This window comes from Microbacterium deminutum, from assembly GCF_039530205.1.
Lineage (GTDB): Bacteria > Actinomycetota > Actinomycetes > Actinomycetales > Microbacteriaceae > Microbacterium > Microbacterium deminutum.
The window spans coordinates 423,258-441,239 of record NZ_BAAAOG010000002.1 but is presented as its reverse complement, the minus strand read 5'-3'; the positions used below and the strand labels follow the sequence as shown (position 1 = coordinate 441,239).

Annotated in this window: 14 protein-coding genes; 9 read left to right on the top strand and 5 right to left on the bottom strand. The window is 68.7% G+C overall.

The window, feature by feature from the left end; translation table 11 throughout:
- Nucleotides 1-25: 25 nt before the first annotated feature.
- On the bottom strand, nucleotides 26-1,267 hold the full coding sequence (locus tag ABD212_RS08215; protein WP_344093254.1) for an MFS transporter: 1,242 nt from the start codon (nucleotides 1,265-1,267) through the stop codon (nucleotides 26-28).
- Between the two features lie 81 nt (nucleotides 1,268-1,348).
- On the opposite strand from ABD212_RS08215, the gene ABD212_RS08210 reads away from it, so the two are divergent.
- The 7 genes from ABD212_RS08210 (at nucleotide 1,349) to mnhG (ending at nucleotide 8,821) form a co-directional block, all read left to right on the top strand.
- The gene (locus ABD212_RS08210) at nucleotides 1,349-2,398 is read left to right on the top strand and encodes a LacI family DNA-binding transcriptional regulator (RefSeq protein WP_344093251.1); all 1,050 of its coding nucleotides are present in this window, start codon (nucleotides 1,349-1,351) and stop codon (nucleotides 2,396-2,398) included.
- Nucleotides 2,399-2,508: 110 nt separating this feature from the next.
- Nucleotides 2,509-5,454, top strand: coding sequence for a Na+/H+ antiporter subunit A (locus ABD212_RS08205; protein WP_344093249.1), 2,946 nt, complete (start codon nucleotides 2,509-2,511; stop codon nucleotides 5,452-5,454).
- On the top strand, nucleotides 5,454-5,996 hold the full coding sequence (locus ABD212_RS08200; RefSeq protein WP_344093247.1) for a Na(+)/H(+) antiporter subunit C: 543 nt from the start codon (nucleotides 5,454-5,456) through the stop codon (nucleotides 5,994-5,996). Before ABD212_RS08205 ends, ABD212_RS08200 begins: the two co-directional genes overlap by 1 nt.
- Nucleotides 5,993-7,591: a Na+/H+ antiporter subunit D gene (locus ABD212_RS08195; protein ID WP_344093245.1), complete on the top strand. Its 1,599-nt coding sequence runs from the start codon at nucleotides 5,993-5,995 to the stop codon at nucleotides 7,589-7,591. The genes ABD212_RS08200 and ABD212_RS08195 overlap by 4 nt, the downstream gene beginning before the upstream one ends.
- A 59-nt stretch (nucleotides 7,592-7,650) precedes the next feature.
- Nucleotides 7,651-8,196 (top strand): Na+/H+ antiporter subunit E, encoded by a 546-nt coding sequence (locus ABD212_RS08190; protein WP_344094124.1) that lies wholly within the window; start codon nucleotides 7,651-7,653, stop codon nucleotides 8,194-8,196.
- On the top strand, nucleotides 8,193-8,462 hold the full coding sequence (locus ABD212_RS08185; RefSeq protein ID WP_344093243.1) for an MrpF/PhaF family protein: 270 nt from the start codon (nucleotides 8,193-8,195) through the stop codon (nucleotides 8,460-8,462). The genes ABD212_RS08190 and ABD212_RS08185 overlap by 4 nt, the downstream gene beginning before the upstream one ends.
- A complete protein-coding gene (gene mnhG, locus ABD212_RS08180) occupies nucleotides 8,459-8,821 on the top strand; it encodes a monovalent cation/H(+) antiporter subunit G (RefSeq protein WP_344093241.1) in 363 nt (120 codons plus the stop codon). The genes ABD212_RS08185 and mnhG overlap by 4 nt, the downstream gene beginning before the upstream one ends.
- 83 nt (nucleotides 8,822-8,904) lie before the next feature.
- On the opposite strand, the gene ABD212_RS08175 is transcribed toward mnhG, so the two are convergent.
- From ABD212_RS08175 to ABD212_RS08165, 3 genes are all read right to left on the bottom strand, one after another.
- Nucleotides 8,905-11,529, bottom strand: coding sequence for a penicillin acylase family protein (locus tag ABD212_RS08175; protein WP_344093239.1), 2,625 nt, complete (start codon nucleotides 11,527-11,529; stop codon nucleotides 8,905-8,907).
- A 138-nt stretch (nucleotides 11,530-11,667) separates the two neighbouring features.
- Nucleotides 11,668-13,110, bottom strand: coding sequence for an argininosuccinate synthase (gene argG, locus ABD212_RS08170; protein WP_344093237.1), 1,443 nt, complete (start codon nucleotides 13,108-13,110; stop codon nucleotides 11,668-11,670).
- A 46-nt stretch (nucleotides 13,111-13,156) separates the two neighbouring features.
- On the bottom strand, nucleotides 13,157-13,918 hold the full coding sequence (locus tag ABD212_RS08165; protein WP_344093234.1) for a Pr6Pr family membrane protein: 762 nt from the start codon (nucleotides 13,916-13,918) through the stop codon (nucleotides 13,157-13,159).
- Nucleotides 13,919-14,115: 197 nt separating this feature from the next.
- Between ABD212_RS08165 and ABD212_RS08160 the strand changes: the two genes are divergently transcribed.
- Entirely contained in the window at nucleotides 14,116-15,402 is a 1,287-nt protein-coding gene (locus ABD212_RS08160) for an adenylosuccinate synthase (protein ID WP_344093232.1), read from the top strand.
- A gap of 54 nt (nucleotides 15,403-15,456) precedes the next feature.
- The gene (locus tag ABD212_RS08155) at nucleotides 15,457-16,626 is read left to right on the top strand and encodes a lactonase family protein (RefSeq protein ID WP_344093230.1); all 1,170 of its coding nucleotides are present in this window, start codon (nucleotides 15,457-15,459) and stop codon (nucleotides 16,624-16,626) included.
- A gap of 63 nt (nucleotides 16,627-16,689) precedes the next feature.
- On the opposite strand, the gene ABD212_RS08150 is transcribed toward ABD212_RS08155, so the two are convergent.
- Complete coding sequence (locus ABD212_RS08150) at nucleotides 16,690-17,898, bottom strand: AI-2E family transporter (RefSeq protein ID WP_344093228.1); 1,209 nt, start codon at nucleotides 17,896-17,898, stop codon at nucleotides 16,690-16,692.
- Nucleotides 17,899-17,982 lie beyond the last annotated feature (84 nt).

Here is a 17,982-nt window from a genome sequence, read left to right as displayed (position 1 = left end):
GCGCGGTGGCGCTCAGCGGCGGCGCTCAGCGCCGTTCGGCGTGGTGACCGGCACCCACGGTCGAGCCGGCGATCGGCTTCGCCGCCCCCGAGGCGAGTCCGGAGACCGCGACCAGCCCGACGAGGATGAAGAGGGTGTTGAGCAGTCCGATGTGCTCGCTGATGAAGCCGAGGATCGGCGGTCCGCACAGGAACGCGACGTACCCGATCGTCGCGGCGGCGCTGACGCGAGCCGCCGCCTTGGCCGGATCGTCGGCGGCGGCCGACATCCCGAGCGGGAATCCGAGCGACACACCGGCGCCCCACAGTGCCGCGCCCACGAACACCAGCGGAATGCTCGGCGCGAGGATGAACAGCAGGAGTCCGACGGCTGCCGTCGCTGCGAGCACGCGCAGAGTGCCGACGCGGCCGAACCGGTCGACGAGCGGTCCCCCGATCATCCGGACCACCGTCATGCTCACCGAGAACACAGCGAGAGCGGCGGCGCCGAGAGCTTCGCCGCCGCCGTGCCCATCGACGACACCGAGTGCCAGCCAGTCGTTGGCGCCGCCCTCCGCGAAGGCCATGCCGAGGATGATGAGGCCGATGGCATAGGTGCGGGGCTCTCGCCAGGCCGACAGCGCGATGTGCAGACGCTCGCGCCAGCTCTTGCGATCCGCCTCGTCGACCGGGTCCATCGTCATCTCGCGGGCCGGGACGTTCGCGATGCTGAAGAAGGCGATCACGAGGATGACGACGGTCATGAAGCTCGCGTGAGCGAAGACGTTCAATCCCCAGGCGACCGCGAGCACCCCGATGCCGGCGCCGATCACGGTGCCGAAGCTGAAGAAGGCGTGGAACAGCGGCATGATCGTCTTGTTGAACTGCTTCTCGATCGCGGCGCCCTCGACGTTCATCATCACGTCGAGAGAGCCGTTGCCGAAGCCGAAGCCGACGAGGCCGATGAACGCGAGCCAGTACAGGTGGACGACGTCGGTGCCGACGCCGATCACGGCCACGCCGGCGGCGAAGATCATCATCGCCCAGAACATGCCGCGCTTGGCGCCGATCCGCGCGAGGATGACCGGTGCCATGAAGACTCCGATGATCGAGGAGGCGCCGGCCCCGAGCAGCAGCAGGCCGATCTGGATGTTGTCGACGCCGAGCGTGACCTTGATGGCGGGGACCCGGGACGCCCAGGTCGCGATCGAGAGGCCGCTTGCGAGGAAGATCGCGAAGACGGCGGTGCGCCAGCGCACCAACTGCGATCGAGTGAGCTGGAGTTCCATGCGAATACCTTACCGAACCGATTCGAGAGTGGTCGAATCGATTCGACGGAGCCAGACGCTCCGGAGTACCATCATTGCGTCATGAGCACGCGCCGCGCCACCATCTCGGACGTCGCCCGCGAGGCGGGAGTCTCGCCGTCGACGGCGTCCGTCGTCTTCAGCGGCAAGACGCCGGTCTCGGATGCCACCCGCTCCCGTGTGCTCGATGCGGCCGCAGCGCTGGGCTACACCGGACCCGACCCGCGTGCGGCATCCCTGCGCCGAGGTCGGTCCGGAATCGTCGGCGTCGTCTTCGAGGAGCACCTCGGAACGGCCTTCCTCGACCCGGTGAAGACACTCATGATGGACGGGCTCGCGGATGCGGTGGCCCCTCTCGGCGCAGGACTGCTGCTGCTGCGGGACCAGGAGTCGGTCGGCGCCGGCGCGACCCTCACGACCGCGCCGCTCGACGCGGCAGTGCTCGTCGGCTGCAGCGGATTGCTGCGCGAATCCCTCGCAGCGGTCAGGGCCCGCGGCATCCCGGTCATCGTCATCGAGGGCGACGCCGGCGTCGATGTGCCGCGGATCGGCCTCGACAACCGCGAGGCACAGCGCCAGGCGGCCAGCCACCTGCGCTCGCTGGGGCACTCGCGCGTCGCGATCGTCGCTCTGCCGATCCGCGCGGGCTGGAGCCGGGACTGGATCCCCGGCGACGCGGAGATCACCATCGACGTGACTCGCGAGCGGCTCGCGGGCGCCCGCGACGTGTATCCGGATGCCGCGACCTACGCCGCGGCGGGGAGCTTCATCGACGAAGGACTCGCCGCGGGACGCGCGATCTTCGCCGATCCGGCGAAGCGGCCGACCGCCGTCATCGCGCAGAGCGACCTCCTCGCCGCAGGCGTGATCCGGGCCGCGGAGGAGGCGGGCCTTGGGGTGCCGCAGGATGTCAGCGTGACCGGCTTCGACGGAATCGTCGTGGACGGGCTCGCGCCCTACGAGCTCACCACGCTGGTGCAGCCCGCCGCCGAGAAGGGGCGGGCAGCGGGAGAGGCGGTCGCCGCGATGCTCGACGGCGGCGAGGGCGCCTCGATCAGCTTCACGTGCGTGTTCCGCGAGGGGAACACCACGGCGCCGGCGCCGGCCGAATGAGCGAAGACCGCGCGGGCCGGACGACGTGCCGCCGTTAGACTGACCGCACACCCTGATCGCCCGAGCCGAGTGCGTTGAGCCTGCGGCCGACGACCACGAGGAGGCCGCGCATGCTCCTCCTGCTCGGCGCGTTCGCTCTCCTGCCGATGCTCCTGCCGTGGCTCGTGGCCCGTATCGGACCGCGAGCCTTCTACGTCGCGGCGGCGCTGCCGATCGCCGCCTTCGTCCAGGCTGCGATCATGACGCCGGCGGTCATGGCGGGAGATACTCCCTTCCAGACATTCGACTGGATCGCCCCGCTCGGCATCCAGCTGTCGATGCGCATGGACACGCTGTCCTGGCTGATGGCCCTCATCGTGACGGGTGTCGGCGCGCTGGTGATGCTGTACTGCCGCTGGTACTTCCGTGACAAGGCTGACGGGCTCGGGCAGTTCGCCGCAGTGCTGCTGGCCTTCGCGGGCGCCATGTACGGGCTCGTCCTGACCGACGACCTCGTCATGCTCGTCATGTTCTGGGAAGTCACGAGCGTCCTGTCGTATCTGCTCATCGGGTTCTACAACCGTCGCGCCGTCAGCCGGCGCGCGGCGCTGCAGGCGCTGCTGGTGACGACCCTCGGCGGCCTCGTCATGCTGATCGGCGTCGTGCTGCTGGTGGTGGATGCCGGCACCTCGAGCATCTCGACGATCCTGGCGCACGCGCCGACCGGGCCCGTCGTCGACGCGTCGCTCGTTCTGCTGCTGGTGGGTGCGCTCAGCAAGTCGGCCATCTTCCCATTCCACTTCTGGCTGCCCGGCGCCATGGCGGCGCCCACCCCGGTGAGCGCCTATCTGCACGCCGCGGCGATGGTCAAGGCCGGCATCTACCTGATCGCGCGGCTCGCCCCGGTGTTCGCGGTGGCGCCGACCTGGCGCCCGATCGTGGTGGTGCTGGGGGTGGTGACGATCCTGCTGGGCGGATTCCAGGCGCTGCGCGAGACCGACCTCAAGCGCATCCTGGCGTTCGGCACCGTCAGCCAGCTCGGCCTGCTCACGGTCGTGCTCGGCTTCGGAACGCAGGACGCCGCGCTCGCGGGCCTTGCGCTGCTGCTCAGCCACGCACTCTTCAAGTCGGCGCTGTTCCTGGTGGTCGGCATCATCGATCGCCAGCTGAACACGCGTGACATCGGCGGGCTCAGTGGCGTGGGGCGCCAGGCGCCGGTGATGGCGGCGTTCTCGATGATCGCCGTGGCCTCGATGATCGGGATCGTCCCCACCATCGGGTTCGTCGCGAAGGAGGGGGCGATCGCCGCGCTCCTGCACGAGGCGGTCGGCGGGTCGCTCTGGGGAATCGTCGCGTTCTGGGGCGTCGCCCTCGGCTCCGTTCTCACGGCGGGATACGGCATCCGGTTCATCTGGGGGGCGTTCTGGACGAAACGGGATGCTGTCGGCGCACCGCGCCCGCGTACCGAGTGGCCCGATCCGCCCATCGGGTTCCTGGGGGCGCCGGTGCTGCTGTCGTCGCTCACCATCGTCGCAGGGTTCGCCGCACCGCTGCTCGACGCGGCCTTCGCGCCGTACGCCGCGCAGGCGCCCGCCGCGACTCCCGGAGTGCCGCCGCCCGAGCATCCGGCGCATCTCGCGCTCTGGCACGGGCTCGAACCCGCACTGTGGATCTCGCTCACCACGATCGCGATCGGTGTGATCGTCTTCCTGTTCACGGTGCGCGTCCCATTGGCGCGTCGCGTGCTGCCGTTCAGCGCGCCCGAGGTCTACAACGCAGCGCTGCGGGGAATCGCCCAGCTCTCGGTCGTGACGACGAGCTTCACCCAGCGCGGATCCCTTCCGGTCTACGTCGGCACGATCTTCATCGTCTTCGTCGCTGCGCAGGGCACCGCCCTGCTCGCGGGCAGCGACTGGAAGGCGCAGCTCGACGCGTACCAGACGCCGATGCAGCTCATGGTGGCGCCGATCATGATCATCGCCGGACTCATCGCGGTGCGGGCGAAGAAGCGCTACACCGGGGTCGTACTGGTCTCGGTCACGGGCCTCGGCATGGTGCTGCTGTTCGCCACCAGCGGGGCGCCGGACCTCGCGCTCACCCAGATCCTCGTCGAGACCGTGACCCTGGTGGCGTTCGCGCTCGTGCTGCGGCGGATCCCGTCGCGGCTCGGGGAGCACAACGCTTCGGTCTGGCCGGTCGCGCGCGCTCTGCTGGGCGCTGCTGTCGGAGTCACGATGGCGCTGGTCGCCCTCGTCGCGACCGGTGCGCGCACCGACGTCTCGGTGTCGACGCAGTGGTCCGCGCTCGCCTACCACCTCGGGCACGGCAAGAACGTCGTGAACGTCGCCCTGGTCGACCTGCGCGGCTGGGACACCATGGGAGAGCTCTCGGTGCTCATCCTCGCGGCGACGGGTGTGGCGTCTCTCGTCTTCGTCACACATCGCGCCGACACCCTGTCCACGCTGACGGCTCCGCTGCCCCCGACGACCGGACGCGGCCGGCGCCCGCTCGTCGAGACCAGCGAGGGCATCAAGTCACGCCACGACGCCCCGGGCGTCCGCCGCACGGCATGGCTCGTCGGAGGTCAGCGGGTACGGCCCGAGAACCGGTCGATCATCCTCGAAGTCGTCGTGCGGATCCTCTTCCACTCGATCATCATCGTGTCGCTCTACCTGCTGTTCGCGGGGCACAGTCTTCCGGGCGGGGGATTCGCGGGAGGCCTCGTCGCAGGCATGGCGCTGGTGATGCGCTACGTCGCAGGAGGGCGCTATGAACTGGGCGCGGCCGCGCCCACAGACGCCGGGCGCCTTCTCGGGGCCGGGATGTCGATCGCCATCGCCTGCGCGATCATCCCGGTGTTCTTCGGCGCCGCCCCGCTCACGAGCGCGTTCTTCGAGGCCGACCTGCCGGTCGTCGGCCACCTGGAGTTCGTCACCTCGACCCTCTTCGACATCGGCGTCTATCTCGTGGTGATCGGGCTCGTGCTCGACGTGCTGCGGAGCCTCGGCGCCGAGGTCGACCGCCAGGCGCTGGAGCTGCGCGCGAGCGCGCGCCGGCGGCAGGCTGTGAGCCGCTGATGGATGTCTCGCTCGTCCTCATCGTGATCATGGCCGTGCTGTTCGGATGCGGCGTCTACGCCATGCTCGAGCGCAGCCTCACGCGGGTGCTGATCGGCTTCCTCCTCCTCGGCAACGCGGCGAATCTGCTGCTCCTCATCGTGATGGGACGGCCCGGGATCGCCCCGTTCTTCGGTGCGGGACGGCCCGATGAGATGTCCGACCCGCTTCCGCAGGCGCTCACCCTCACCGCGATCGTCATCACCTTCGCAGTATCCGCCTTCCTGCTCGCCCTGATCTACCGGTCGTGGCAGCTCGGCCAGGCCGACACGGTGTCGGACGACGAAGCCGACATCGCCGTGCGCGAGCGCAGCACCGCGGCCGAGGACACCCTGGACGACGAGACCGAGATCGAAGACGAGGATGACGACATCACGACCGACTTCGTGGATGTCGACACCGCGCCCATCACGGTCGTCACGAGCCGCGACTTCGCGGGGGTGCGCGACGACGCGCCCGTCGACGTCCCCGAGGACCGCGGACCGAAGGGCGGCGGAGCATGACCGCCATCGCGCCTGCCCTCGTTCCGCTGCTGGTGACCCTGCCGCTGCTGGGCGCGGCGATCGCGCTCATCGCCGGGCGCCACCGCCGCACCCAGATCCTCGTCTCGGTCGTGACCCTCAGCGTCGTCTGCGTGATCGCGGCCGTCCTGCTCGTCGTCGTCGACGTCGGGAACCAGGCCATCGCGGTGTCGGTGGGCGGTTGGCCCATCCCGTTCGGGATCGTGCTGTACGTCGACCGGCTCGCGGCGCTGCTCGTCGTCGTCTCGAGCGTCGTGCTGCTCGCGGTCCTGCTCTTCTCGGTCGGCCAGGGCGCGGCCGACGGCGACGACGACACGCCCGTGTCGATCTTCCACCCGTCGTACCTGATCCTCGCGGCCGGCATCTTCACGGCGTTCATCGCGGGCGACCTCTTCAATCTCTACGTCGGGTTCGAGATCCTGCTGGTGGCGTCTTATGTGCTGATCACGCTGGGCGGCACTGAGTCCCGCATCCGCACCGGCGTCGTGTACATCGTCGTCTCGCTGGTGTCGTCCATCCTGTTCCTCGCTGCGATCGCGATGATCTACGCAGCTCTCGGCACCGTGAACATGGTGCAGATCTCGGAGCGGATGAGCGAGCTGCCGCAGCAGACGCAGCTGGTGCTGCACGTCATGCTCCTGCTCGCATTCAGCATCAAGGCCGCTGTCTTCCCGCTCTCGTTCTGGCTCCCCGACTCGTACCCGACGGCGCCCGCGCCGGTCACGGCGGTCTTCGCCGGGCTGCTCACCAAGGTGGGCGTGTACGCGATCATCCGCACCGAGACCGAGATGTTCCTCGACAACGATGTGAACTTCCTGCTGCTGATCGTCGCCCTCGCGACCATGATCGTCGGCATCCTCGGCGCCGTCGCGCAGGCCGAGCTCAAGCGCATCCTCTCGTTCACGCTGGTGAGCCACATCGGGTACATGATCTTCGGGATCGCGATCGCGACGCCCGCGTCGATCGGCGCGACGATCTACTACATGGTCCACCACATCGTGGTGCAGACGACGCTGTTCCTCGCCGTCGGGCTCATCGAGCGCCGCGCCGGCAGCACGTCGATCCTGCGGGTCAAGGGTCTGATGCGCGCGGCGCCCGTCATCGCGATCCTCTACTTCATCCCCGCCGTGAACCTCGGCGGGCTTCCGCCGTTCTCGGGATTCATCGGCAAGTTCGCTCTGTTCGAGGCGGCGGCGGATGTCGGCACCCCCATCATGCTGGTGCTCATCGTCGGCGGGGTCGTCACGAGCCTGCTCACCCTGTACGCGCTCATGCGCGCGTGGAACCTCGCGTTCTGGCGAGAGGAGGACGACTCCGCCGAGACCGAGGCCCGCATCTCGTACCTCGGCGCGTCGCCGGCCGCCGCCGTCGAGACCGAGCGCCGCGTCATCCCGAGGATCATGACCGCAGCGACGGCGGGCATGGTCGTCCTCACCGTCGCGCTGACCCTCTTCGCGGGACCGCTCTACGACGTCTGCACGCGGATCGGCGCCGCGCTGCTCGAGCCGGTCACCCTCGTCCAGCTTCAGCATGAGCTCGACAGCAGCGGCGTCGCCGAGAAGGGGGCCCTGCCGTGACCGCCGTCCGAGACACCGCGTCGGAGCGCCACCGCGACAAGCGCGGAGCGTCCGTCCGGCTGTGGCGTCAGCTGCCGTTCTTCCTCTGGCTCATCGCCCTCTGGATGCTGCTGTGGGGCCAGTGGAGCTGGACGGCGCTGCTGGCCGGGGTCGTCGCGGCCGTCATCGTGACCAGGGTCTTCCGGCTGCCGCCGGTCGAGCTCTCGGGCCGGGTCAACCTCTGGTACGGCGCGATCTTCGTGCTGTCGTTCCTCGGCGCGCTCGTGCGCGGCTCACTGACGGTCGCGCTCCAGGTGCTCGACTGGCGGCGTCAACCCGGTGCGGCGATCGTCGCGGTGCCGCTGCGCGTGGACGACGACCTGATCATGACGCACACGGCGGTGACGGCATCCCTCATTCCCGGCTCGCTCATCGTCGAGGCCGACCGGGACCGTCGCATCCTCTACCTGCACGTGATCGGAGTGCACAACGTCCACGACGTCGAGCGTCAGCGCGCGAGCGTGTGGGGCTGGGAGCGCCGGATCGTGAAGGCCGTCGGCTCGCGCGCACAGGTCGAGCGCGTGAATGCGGATGCCGCGTCCCACGTCGCGGGAGACCGCAGATGACCCCGATCCTCGTGGTGGTATACGCCGTGTTCGGCGTCGCTGCTCTGGTCACGCTGTGGCGGATCGTGATCGGCCCGTCGATCCTCGACCGCGCAGTCGCAGCCGACGTGCTCCTGACCGAGGTGATGTGCGTGCTCGGCGCCGAGATGGCGATCGACCACCACACCCGCTCGCTGCCGGCGCTGCTGATCATCGCCGCCGTGGGAGTCTTCGGCTCGATCTCGATCGCCCGTTTCGTCGCACGAAGGGACAACACGGACCAATGACCCTCGACACCTGGTTCGACATCGCCGCGATGATCCTCGTCCTGATCGGGGCGCTGCTGTGCCTGACCGCTGCGATCGGCGTGCTGCGGTTCCGGGACGTCCCGACACGACTGCACGCCGCGACCAAGCCCCAGGTGCTCGGGATGATCCTCATCTGCCTCGCGATAGCGCTGTCGCTGCGGTCGTGGCCGGTGGTCGCGTTCCTGCTGCCGGTCGTGCTGATCCAGCTCGCGACGGCCCCGCTGTCGGCTCACATGCTCGGCCGGCAGGCGTACCGCAACGGCACCATCGACGAGAACGCGCTCTTCGTTGACGAGCTGGCGCAGTCGCGGCAGACCCCGCCCGCCGCCGGCGGCTGACGCCCCGGTGGGTGACCCCGATCGTTGAGCGAGCGGAGCCCCCGGTCGTTGAGCGAGCGGTGCGAGACGAAACGCGCCCGCGCTCAACGACCCGGGGTGAGCGTCAGCGTGTCGGTCGTCGCGGCCGTCACTGCCTTCGGCGAGAAGGCCCAGGGCGTCATCTCGACCTTCTGCCAGTTCTCCGTCTGGTCGATGTAGTTCGGGTGGTAGGCGTGTCCGCTGGTTCCGGTCAGCTGATTCCAGCGCGAGGCATCGAAGTCCGAGAGGTCGACGACCATCCGCATCGACGGGACCGTCACCGTCGCGAAACCCTTGCCCAGGGTCCAGCCGGTGGCATCCACGATCGACGTGCCGCCGCCGACGGGGAACGGTCCGCGGTTGAACAGCGTCTCGATGGCCGGGATGCCGGACTCGCCGAACGTGCTGTTGCGCAGCGGCAGCGCGTGGAGCGTGCCCCAGTTCCACTTCGACGGATTGTCGCCCTGCAGCGCGACGAGCCGGTCGTAGGCATCCACTGCGGTGCGCTCGAGGGTCGCCTCCCTGCCCGAAACGCCCAGCCCCTCGTTCGTCCACCAGGGCGACTTCGGGTTGTCGAGCAGTCCGTCGACGACGAGGAACATGCGCGCCTGATCGGATGCCGGGGCGGCGTGGTCGCGTCCGCGCACGAACATGTTCTGCACCAGCTCGTCCCACAGCACGTTCGCGTACGCGGCCGCGGGGGAGTCTGCAGTGCTCTGGGCATCCCACCCGCGCAGCAGGTCGAGCGCGGCATCCGGGCCCTTCCTGTCGGTGCTGATCTGCATGTACGCCGCCGACAGCCGTTTGCCCATGAAGAACTCCTGGTCGGCCTGGATGTCGCGCATGTCGTCAATGGTCAGTGGGCCGTGCGCGATCTTGCGCTGCAGCAGGTCCACGATGCGCGCCGCGCGCCATCCGTAATCCCAGTCGCTGGTGAGGAAGTAGGGGTAGCCGGCGGGGACGATCGCGTTGTTCGCCGTGACGATGTACCCCTCGGGCGGGTTGAGCACCACGGGGAGCTTCTCGAACGGGATGTAGCCCTTCCAGTCGTAGGCGGACGACCAGCCCGGCTGGGGCATCGAGCCGTCGCCCGCACCGCGGATCGGGAGCCTGCCGGGTGTCTGATAGCCGATATTGCCGTCGACATCGGCGTAGACGAGGTTCTGGGCGGGCACATCGAACTTCTTCGCGGCGGCGCGGAAGTCGTCGAAGCTGTGGGCGACGTCCAGGGCGAAGATCGCCGACGGGGTGGTGCCGGGTTCCAGTGCCGTCCACTTCAGAGCCACGGCGTAGTCGCCTGCCGGTGGGTCTGCCGGCGCCGCGACCCTGCCGTGCGTGCCGGTGTAGGGCTTCTCGGCGATCGCGGTGAAGTCATCGGTGAGACCGGACACGATCGGGCCGTGCACCGTCGAACGGACCTCGAGCTTCACGTCGGCGCCGCCCGCGACCTTGAGCGTCTCGTTGCGAACGTCCAGCGGCACGAGCGCTCCGTCGCGCCAGTACTCGTTGCCCTGGACCTTCTCGAGGTACAGGTCGGTGACGTCGGTCGTCAGGTTCGTGAAGCCCCACGCGACGCGATCGTTGTGGCCGATCACGACGCCCGGCACGCCCGAGAAGCCGAAGCCGGCGACATCGAACGGACACTGCGCCGACACGACGCGGCACTTGAGGTCCACCTGGTGCCAGACGCTCGGCAGCGATGCGCCGAGATGCGGATCGTTCGCGAGCAGTGGCATCCCGCTCTTGGTGAGATCGCCCGAGACGACCCACGAATTCGAGCCGATGCCTTCGCCGACGCCGCCGACCAGGGCGCTCACCGCCTCGATGACCCCGTCGACCTGGGACCACTTGATCGACGCCGTCGCCGTTGAAGCGTCGGATCCCGTCCCGTCCGCCAGGGCGGCGGCCGCACCCACGGCCGGCACGCTCGAGATCGTCGGAACGATCACCGGATTGCGATCGTAGGGATAGGCCGGGTACAGGCTCGCGATCTGCTGCGACGTGTAATACGGAGCGGCGAGGGCGCGATCGGTCTCGTCCTCGATGTTCGCGCGGAGGTCCCAGGCCATCGCCTTCAGCCAGGCGACCGAGTCCGCGGCGGTCCACGGCTCGATCTTGTAGCCGGGGTTCTGCAGCCCGAGGACGGCGTATTCCAGGGATGCCTCGGCGCCCTTGTGATCTGCGAGGTAGGCGTTCACGCCGTCGGCGTAGGCGTCGTAATAGCCCCGGATCTTCGGGTCGAGCGCATCGACCTCCTTCTCGGCGATCCTGCGCCAGCCGAGCGTCCGCAGGAACTTGTCGGTGCCCAGCTGCGATTCGCCGAAGAGCTCGGCGACTCGCCCAGCCGTGACATGGCGACGGAAGTCCATCTCCCAGAAGCGGTCCTGCGCGTGAACGTAGCCCTGCGCATAGAAGAGGTCGTGCGTATCGCCCGCGGTGATGGTCGGGATGCCGAGCACGTCCCGTTGCACGGTGACGTCGTCGGCGAGCCCGGCGAGGGCGATCGTTCCGCTCAGCTGGGGGAACGAGCGCTGGATCGTCCAGACGACCGCGCCTGCCGCGATCAGGGCGATGACGACGATCCCGGCGACGATGCTGTACAAAGTGATGCCGATGGCGCGCCCGACCGACCGCCGGCGAGGGGACTTCTCGTCGCCTGCCGGTGGCTGTGCGGAGGAAAGCGTCGTCATTGAGGATCTTTCACGTCGAATGGGAGACGCGGCGCCGCGCGCCGCAGCGTCGGTGCCGCGCTTCCGGGTCGGGGGTACCGTCAGGAATCGTAACCCGGGGCGGCTCGAACCCGGACTTCGATGCGCGGCGCCTGCCGCTCAGTCCGTGCCGAAGTCGAACGCGGCGCCCTCCGACGCTTCATCCACCGCGTCCGCGAGACGCTCGCCTGCGGCGCCGAGCGGGTTCGCCTGCTCGGTGATCTCATCGGCCTCGCCCGCGGTGACACGTCCGACGAGCTCGCCGGCGGCGCCGCCGATGATGCCCTGCGCGGCGTAGTGCTCCAGTCGGCTGCGCGAATCCGCGATGTCGAGGTTGCGCATCGTGAGCTGGCCGATGCGGTCGACGGGGCCGAATGCGGCATCCCCCACGCGCTCCATCGAGAGCTTCTCGGGTGCGTAGGACAGCCACGGACCCGTCGTGTCGAGGATCGTGTAGTCCTCGCCGCGGCGCAGTCGCAGGGTGACGGTGCCGGTGACCGTCGAGCCCACCCACTTCTGGATCGACTCGCGCAGCATGAGCGACTGCGGCTCGAGCCAGCGTCCCTCGTACATCAGGCGGCCGAGCCGGCGACCCTGCTCGTGGTACGTCGCGAGCGTGTCCTCGTTCAGGATGCCGTTGACCAGGCGCTCGTAGGCGATGAAGAGCAGCGCCATGCCGGGTGCCTCATAGATGCCGCGGGACTTCGCCTCGATGATGCGGTTCTCGATCTGGTCGCTCATGCCGAGGCCGTGACGCCCGCCGACCTTATTGGCTTCGTGGACGAGGAGGACGGCATCCGGGAACTCGGCGCCGTTGATCGCCACCGGACGCCCCGCGTCGAACGCGATCGTGACCTCCTCGGTCGCGATCTCGACGCTGGGGTCCCAGAACCGCACGCCCATGATCGGCTCGACGGTCTCGAGCGAGACGTCGAGGTGCTCGAGGGTCTTCGCCTCGTGGGTCGCTCCCCAGATGTTCGCGTCGGTCGAGTACGCCTTCTCGGCGGAGTCGCGATAGGGAAAGCCGTGCGCGACGAGCCACTCGCTCATCTCCTGACGTCCGCCGAGCTCCGTGACGAAGTCGGCGTCGAGCCATGGCTTGTAGATGCGCAGCGCTGGGTTGGCGAGCAGCCCGTAGCGGTAGAACCGCTCGATGTCGTTGCCCTTGTAGGTCGAGCCGTCGCCCCAGATGTCGACGCCGTCCTCCTTCATGGCCCGCACCAGCAGCGTGCCGGTCACCGCGCGCCCGATGGGGGTGGTGTTGAAGTAGGTGCGACCGCCCGAGCGGATGTGGAAGGCGCCGCACGCCAGAGCGCCGAACCCCTCTTCGACGAGCGCGGTCTTGCAGTCGATCAGGCGCGAGAGCTCGGCGCCGTAGTCGAGTGCCCGGTCCGGGATGGCGTCGATGTCATCCTCGTCCGGCTGTCCGAGATCTCCGGTGTACGTGCACGGGATCGCGCCCTTGTCACGCATCCAGGCGACGGCGACGGAGGTGTCGAGTCCTCCCGAGAAGGCGATGCCGACGCGCTCGCCGATGGGGAGGGACTGGAGGACCTTCGACATGCGTCAAGTCTAGTGAGGGCGGTCCAGGGTCCCCGAGTCACCGGGACTACGGCGGGGGATGGCCGGTCGCGTCCTCGATGGCCTCCGCGGCCTCGGCCGCCTCCTCCTCCTCGACGCTCGCGCCTCGGCGACGGCCGATCCAGATCACCAAGACCCCGACGGCGAGCACCGCTATCGCGATGCCGATGATGTAGACCGACACCCCGGCATAGCCGCCCGCGAAGTTGTTCGGGTTGAGGAACGGATAGGGGTACCAATAGGGCGCCCCGTCGACCGGATTCGTCGTCAGCGGGCCGCGGATGAGTGTGTAAGCGACCCAAACGATCGGGAGCCCCGCCATCGTCGCCACCGCCCGCCAGGGCAGGCGTCGACGAAGCGGCCCCAGGAACAGGTCGAGGGCGAGGATGATCGGGCCGACGACGTGCAGGACCTCGTTGGTCCAGGCGATGGAAGTGCCTGGGGCGAGCGGGATGCCGCGCAGCAGCGTGTTGTAGACGATGCCCGTCACCACCATGTATGTCGTCGTCGCCGCCAGGACTCGGGCGAGGATCGGCGGCTCGTCGGCCTCGTCTCGACGGCGGAACCAGAACCACATCGCGGCCCAGAGCAGGACGATGACCGACAGCAGATTCGAGAGGATCGTGAAGTAGCTGAAGTAGTTGACCAGGGTCACACCGATGTCACGGCCGTTGCTCGAGGCGATCTCGAGAGTGTTCACGAGCTGTCGGACGACCGCTGCGGCGAGGAGTGCGGCCGACAGGACGCGGATGACCGACCATATCTGGGCCCAGGTGTTGGATCGCAGCATGGGCTCACAATATCGACGGCCCCGAAACGGGGACCGCAACCGCCGTCGGAAAGTCGGCCCCGATTCGACGACCCGCCCCGCCCGCACCGGTGCATTCCCGCCGTGGCCGGCCCGCGCCGGATGCGCGACCGCCCGATCGATAGACTGGACGGGCCCGTCCGCGCGCGCCCGTCGCGCTGCCGTTCCCAGGGGGTCCCATGCCAGGCATCGTCATCATCGGAGTGCAATGGGGGGATGAGGGCAAGGGAAAGGCGACCGACCTGCTGGGAGAGCGCACCGACTGGGTCGTGAAGTTCAACGGCGGCAACAACGCCGGACACACGGTCGTCATCGGCAACGAGAAGTACGCGCTGCACCTGCTGCCGTCGGGAATCCTGTCGCCCGGCGTGAACGCGGTCATCGGCAACGGCGTCGTGATCGATCTCGAGGTGATGTTCGGCGAGCTGGAAGCGCTGCACGCCCGGGGTGTCGACGCGTCGCGCCTGCGCGTCAGCGCCAACGCCCACATCATCACGCAGTACCACCGCACGCTCGACAAGGTGACCGAGCGCTTCCTCGGCAAGCGTCAGATCGGCACCACGGGTCGGGGCATCGGTCCGGCGTACGCCGACAAGATCAATCGTGTCGGAATCCGGATCCAGGATCTGTTCGACGAGAACATCCTGCGGCAGAAGGTCGACGGCGCGCTCGACCAGAAGAACCACCTGCTCGTGAAGGTCTTCAATCGCCGGGCGATCACCTGCGACGAGATCGTCGAAGACCTGCTGTCGTATGCCGAGCGCCTTCGGCCCATGGTGGCCGACACGGGGCTGCTGCTCAACGACGCGCTCGACCGCGGCGACGTCGTCGTCTTCGAGGGCGGCCAGGCGACGATGCTCGACGTGGATCACGGCACCTATCCCTTCGTGACGTCGTCGTCCGCGACGGCCGGGGGTGCATCGACGGGGGCGGGTGTCGGCCCGAACCGGCTCGATCGGATCGTCGGCATCGTGAAGGCCTACACGACGCGTGTCGGTTCGGGCCCCTTCCCGACCGAGCTGTTCGACGAGAACGGCGAATGGCTGCGCTCGCGCGGGTTCGAGTTCGGCACCACCACCGGGCGTCCGCGCCGCGTCGGCTGGTACGACGCGCCGATCACGCGCTACGCGACGCGCATCAACGGCATCACCGACCTCGTGCTCACCAAGCTCGACATCCTCACCGGGCTCGACCAGATCCCGGTGTGCGTCGGGTACGACGTGGACGGCACGCGGTTCGACGAGGTGCCCGTGAACCAGTCCGATTTCCATCACGCGAAGCCGATCCTCGAGTACCTCCCCGGGTGGAAGGACGACATCTCCGGCACCCGGGACTTCGAGGATCTGCCCCTGGCCGCGCAGGACTACGTCCTGGCGCTCGAAGGGATGAGCGGCACCCGCATCTCGGTCATCGGCGTGGGCGCGGCGCGCGACGCCGCGATCGTCCGTCACGACCTCATCGACTGATGCGGCCCTCGATTCGGTCGCTGAGGAACCGGCCTTGAAAGACGGAGCACCCTGATGCGGTTCTGGCTCGGCGCGTACACCGCGGATATGGATGGCGTCGCGTCTGGGATCGGGACGCTGCTCGCCGGGTCGAGCGACGATGCCTCGGCAGGCGGACCGCTCGGCTACGCGGGTGAGGTCGCCGCCGCCGACTCTCCGTCGTGGCTTGCCGCCCACCCGCAGCTCGACGTGATCTACGCCGCGCTCGAGGACACCGGCGCCGTCCAGGCGTTCCGCCGCACGGGCGAAGCCGCATTCGTGCGGCTCGGTGACCTGCAGGCCGCCGGAAAGGCGACGTGCCACATCGCGGTGGCGCCCGACGGCGGGTCGCTCGTGGCGACCTGCTGGGGCGATGGTCGCGTGGTGCGGATGACCCTGGATGCCGAAGGCCGGCCGTCCGCGCCGGTCATCGCCGACGCGGCCACCGATCCGTACGGCTCCGACGCCGCCGGTGCTCAGTCCGGCGACGTCGATCTGGGAGCGGCTGCCGCAGCGCTGCGCGCCGCCGCCGGCGCCGAGTATGCCAACTGGGTGCCGTCGTACGCCGAGGATCCGCGCGAGGTCGCCGACCCGGCATCCGTCCGCCCCTCGAGGGCGCATCAGGCGACATTCCTTCCCGACGGACACGTCGCGACGACCGACATGGGGCTCGACCTCGTGCGGTTCTGGCGCCAGGCGCCTTCAGGCCTCCGGCAGGTGCAGCAGGTCGTGCTGCCCCTCGGAGCGGGTCCGAGGCATCTTGTTCCCCATCCGAGCGGCCACCTGTTCGTCGTCACCGAGCTGTCGTGTGAGGTGTTCGTACTCGCTGCGGATGCCGCGGGCGCATGGCGGATCGTCGGAGGCACTTCCCTCAGCGCCGACACGCTCCCGGGCGACACCGCAGCCGAGATCACCACGTCACGCGACGGCGAGTTCGTCTACGCCGGAGTGCGCGGCAGTAACACGCTGGCCACGCTGCGGGTGAGAGGGCAGGGGGACGTCGTCAGCCCAGTCGCCCTCACGGAAGCGGGCGTCGACTGGCCGCGCCACCACGTGGTCGTGCGCGACACCCTGCTCGTCGCGGGGGAGAGGTCGAACGAGATCGTCTCGCTGACGCTGGATCACCGGACGGGCGCGCCAGGTCGCGTCCGCCACCGTGCGCCGGCCCCCTCGCCGACGTGTCTGCTGCCGGTGCGCCTGAGCTGAACCGAGAGTCGGCAGAGGTTTCGATACGCCGCCTTCAGCGGCTCCTCGACCTGCGCGGACCGGCTACACCTTCGCGTCCTGCTTCTTGAAGAAGACCTGTTTGATGATCAGCAGGATGGATGCCGTCACCGGGATCGCGACGAGCGCTCCGATGAAGCCGAGCAGCGTGCCACCGATGAGCGCGCCGATCACCACCAGCGAGCCGGGGATCTCGATGGCTTTGTTCATGACCCTCGGGGTCAGGACGTAGGCCTCGATCTGGATGTAGATCAGGTAGCAGATGGCGAAGATCAGGGCCGAGAGCGGGCTCGTGAACAGCGCGATGATCGTTGCGACGATCCAGTACAGGACGGGGCCGATCAGCGGGATGATCGTGATGGAGAAGGCGAGCACGCCCATGAGGAGCGGGTAGGGCAGGCCGAGGACGAGGTGCAGGATCGTCGCGACCACGGAGTTGAAGAAGGCCAGTATGACCATCCCCATGAGGTATCCGCCGACCGAATCGGTGATCTGGTCCGTCATTGCCCGCACACCCACTCGCCGGCGCGCCGGCGCGAACTTCATCAGAGAATCCTTGATGCCCGGGAGCGACGCGGTGAAGTAAAGGGTCAGGACGACGACGATCAGTGCGCCTGAGATGGCCGTGGCGATGCCGGCGCCGACCTTGAGCAGACCCCCGGAGATCGCCGCGATGTTCTTCGGGTCGGTCAGGAACTTCTGGACATCGCTGATCAGGCTGGTGAGACCTGTGCCGAAGATCGACTCCAGCCACTTGTAGAAATCGGACTTCTCGAAGTTGGTGATCGTTGTCGGAATGTTCTGGATGAACTGGGTGATCTGGGTCACGAGCGTCGGGATGACGAGCAGCAGAACCCCGACGGCGATGATGAAGCCGGTCAGGAAGATGATGGCGATCGCCCATCCTCGCTTGACCCCGTGCCTGCCGAGCCACTTGATCACGGGGTCGAGGCCCAGCGCTGCGAACGCCGCCAGCCCGATGTAGACGAGGATGGTCGCGATGTTGGTCAGCGCGATTCCGAGCAGCACAGCCACGAGCCCGCCGAGGGTCAGCAGCAGCCCTACCGTGAAGGGGTTGTCGAGGCGGGCCCAGAACGGGCGGCCCTGCGCGTTCTCTGCGATCGCGACCGTGGTGGCGACCGGGACCGCCACATCGCCGGGCACCGCGGCATCGGTTCCGAGAGCAGGGTCCGCGGCGAGGCGTGTGGGGTCATCCGCCCCGCTGGGGCTCTGCATGCTGGACGCGTCGGTCATGGTGACACTCTAGAGGCCGCCCTGGAAATCCCGTCCGAGGCGGCGCGAAACGTGGCATGTGCGGCCGCAATGTATCGTCGAGGC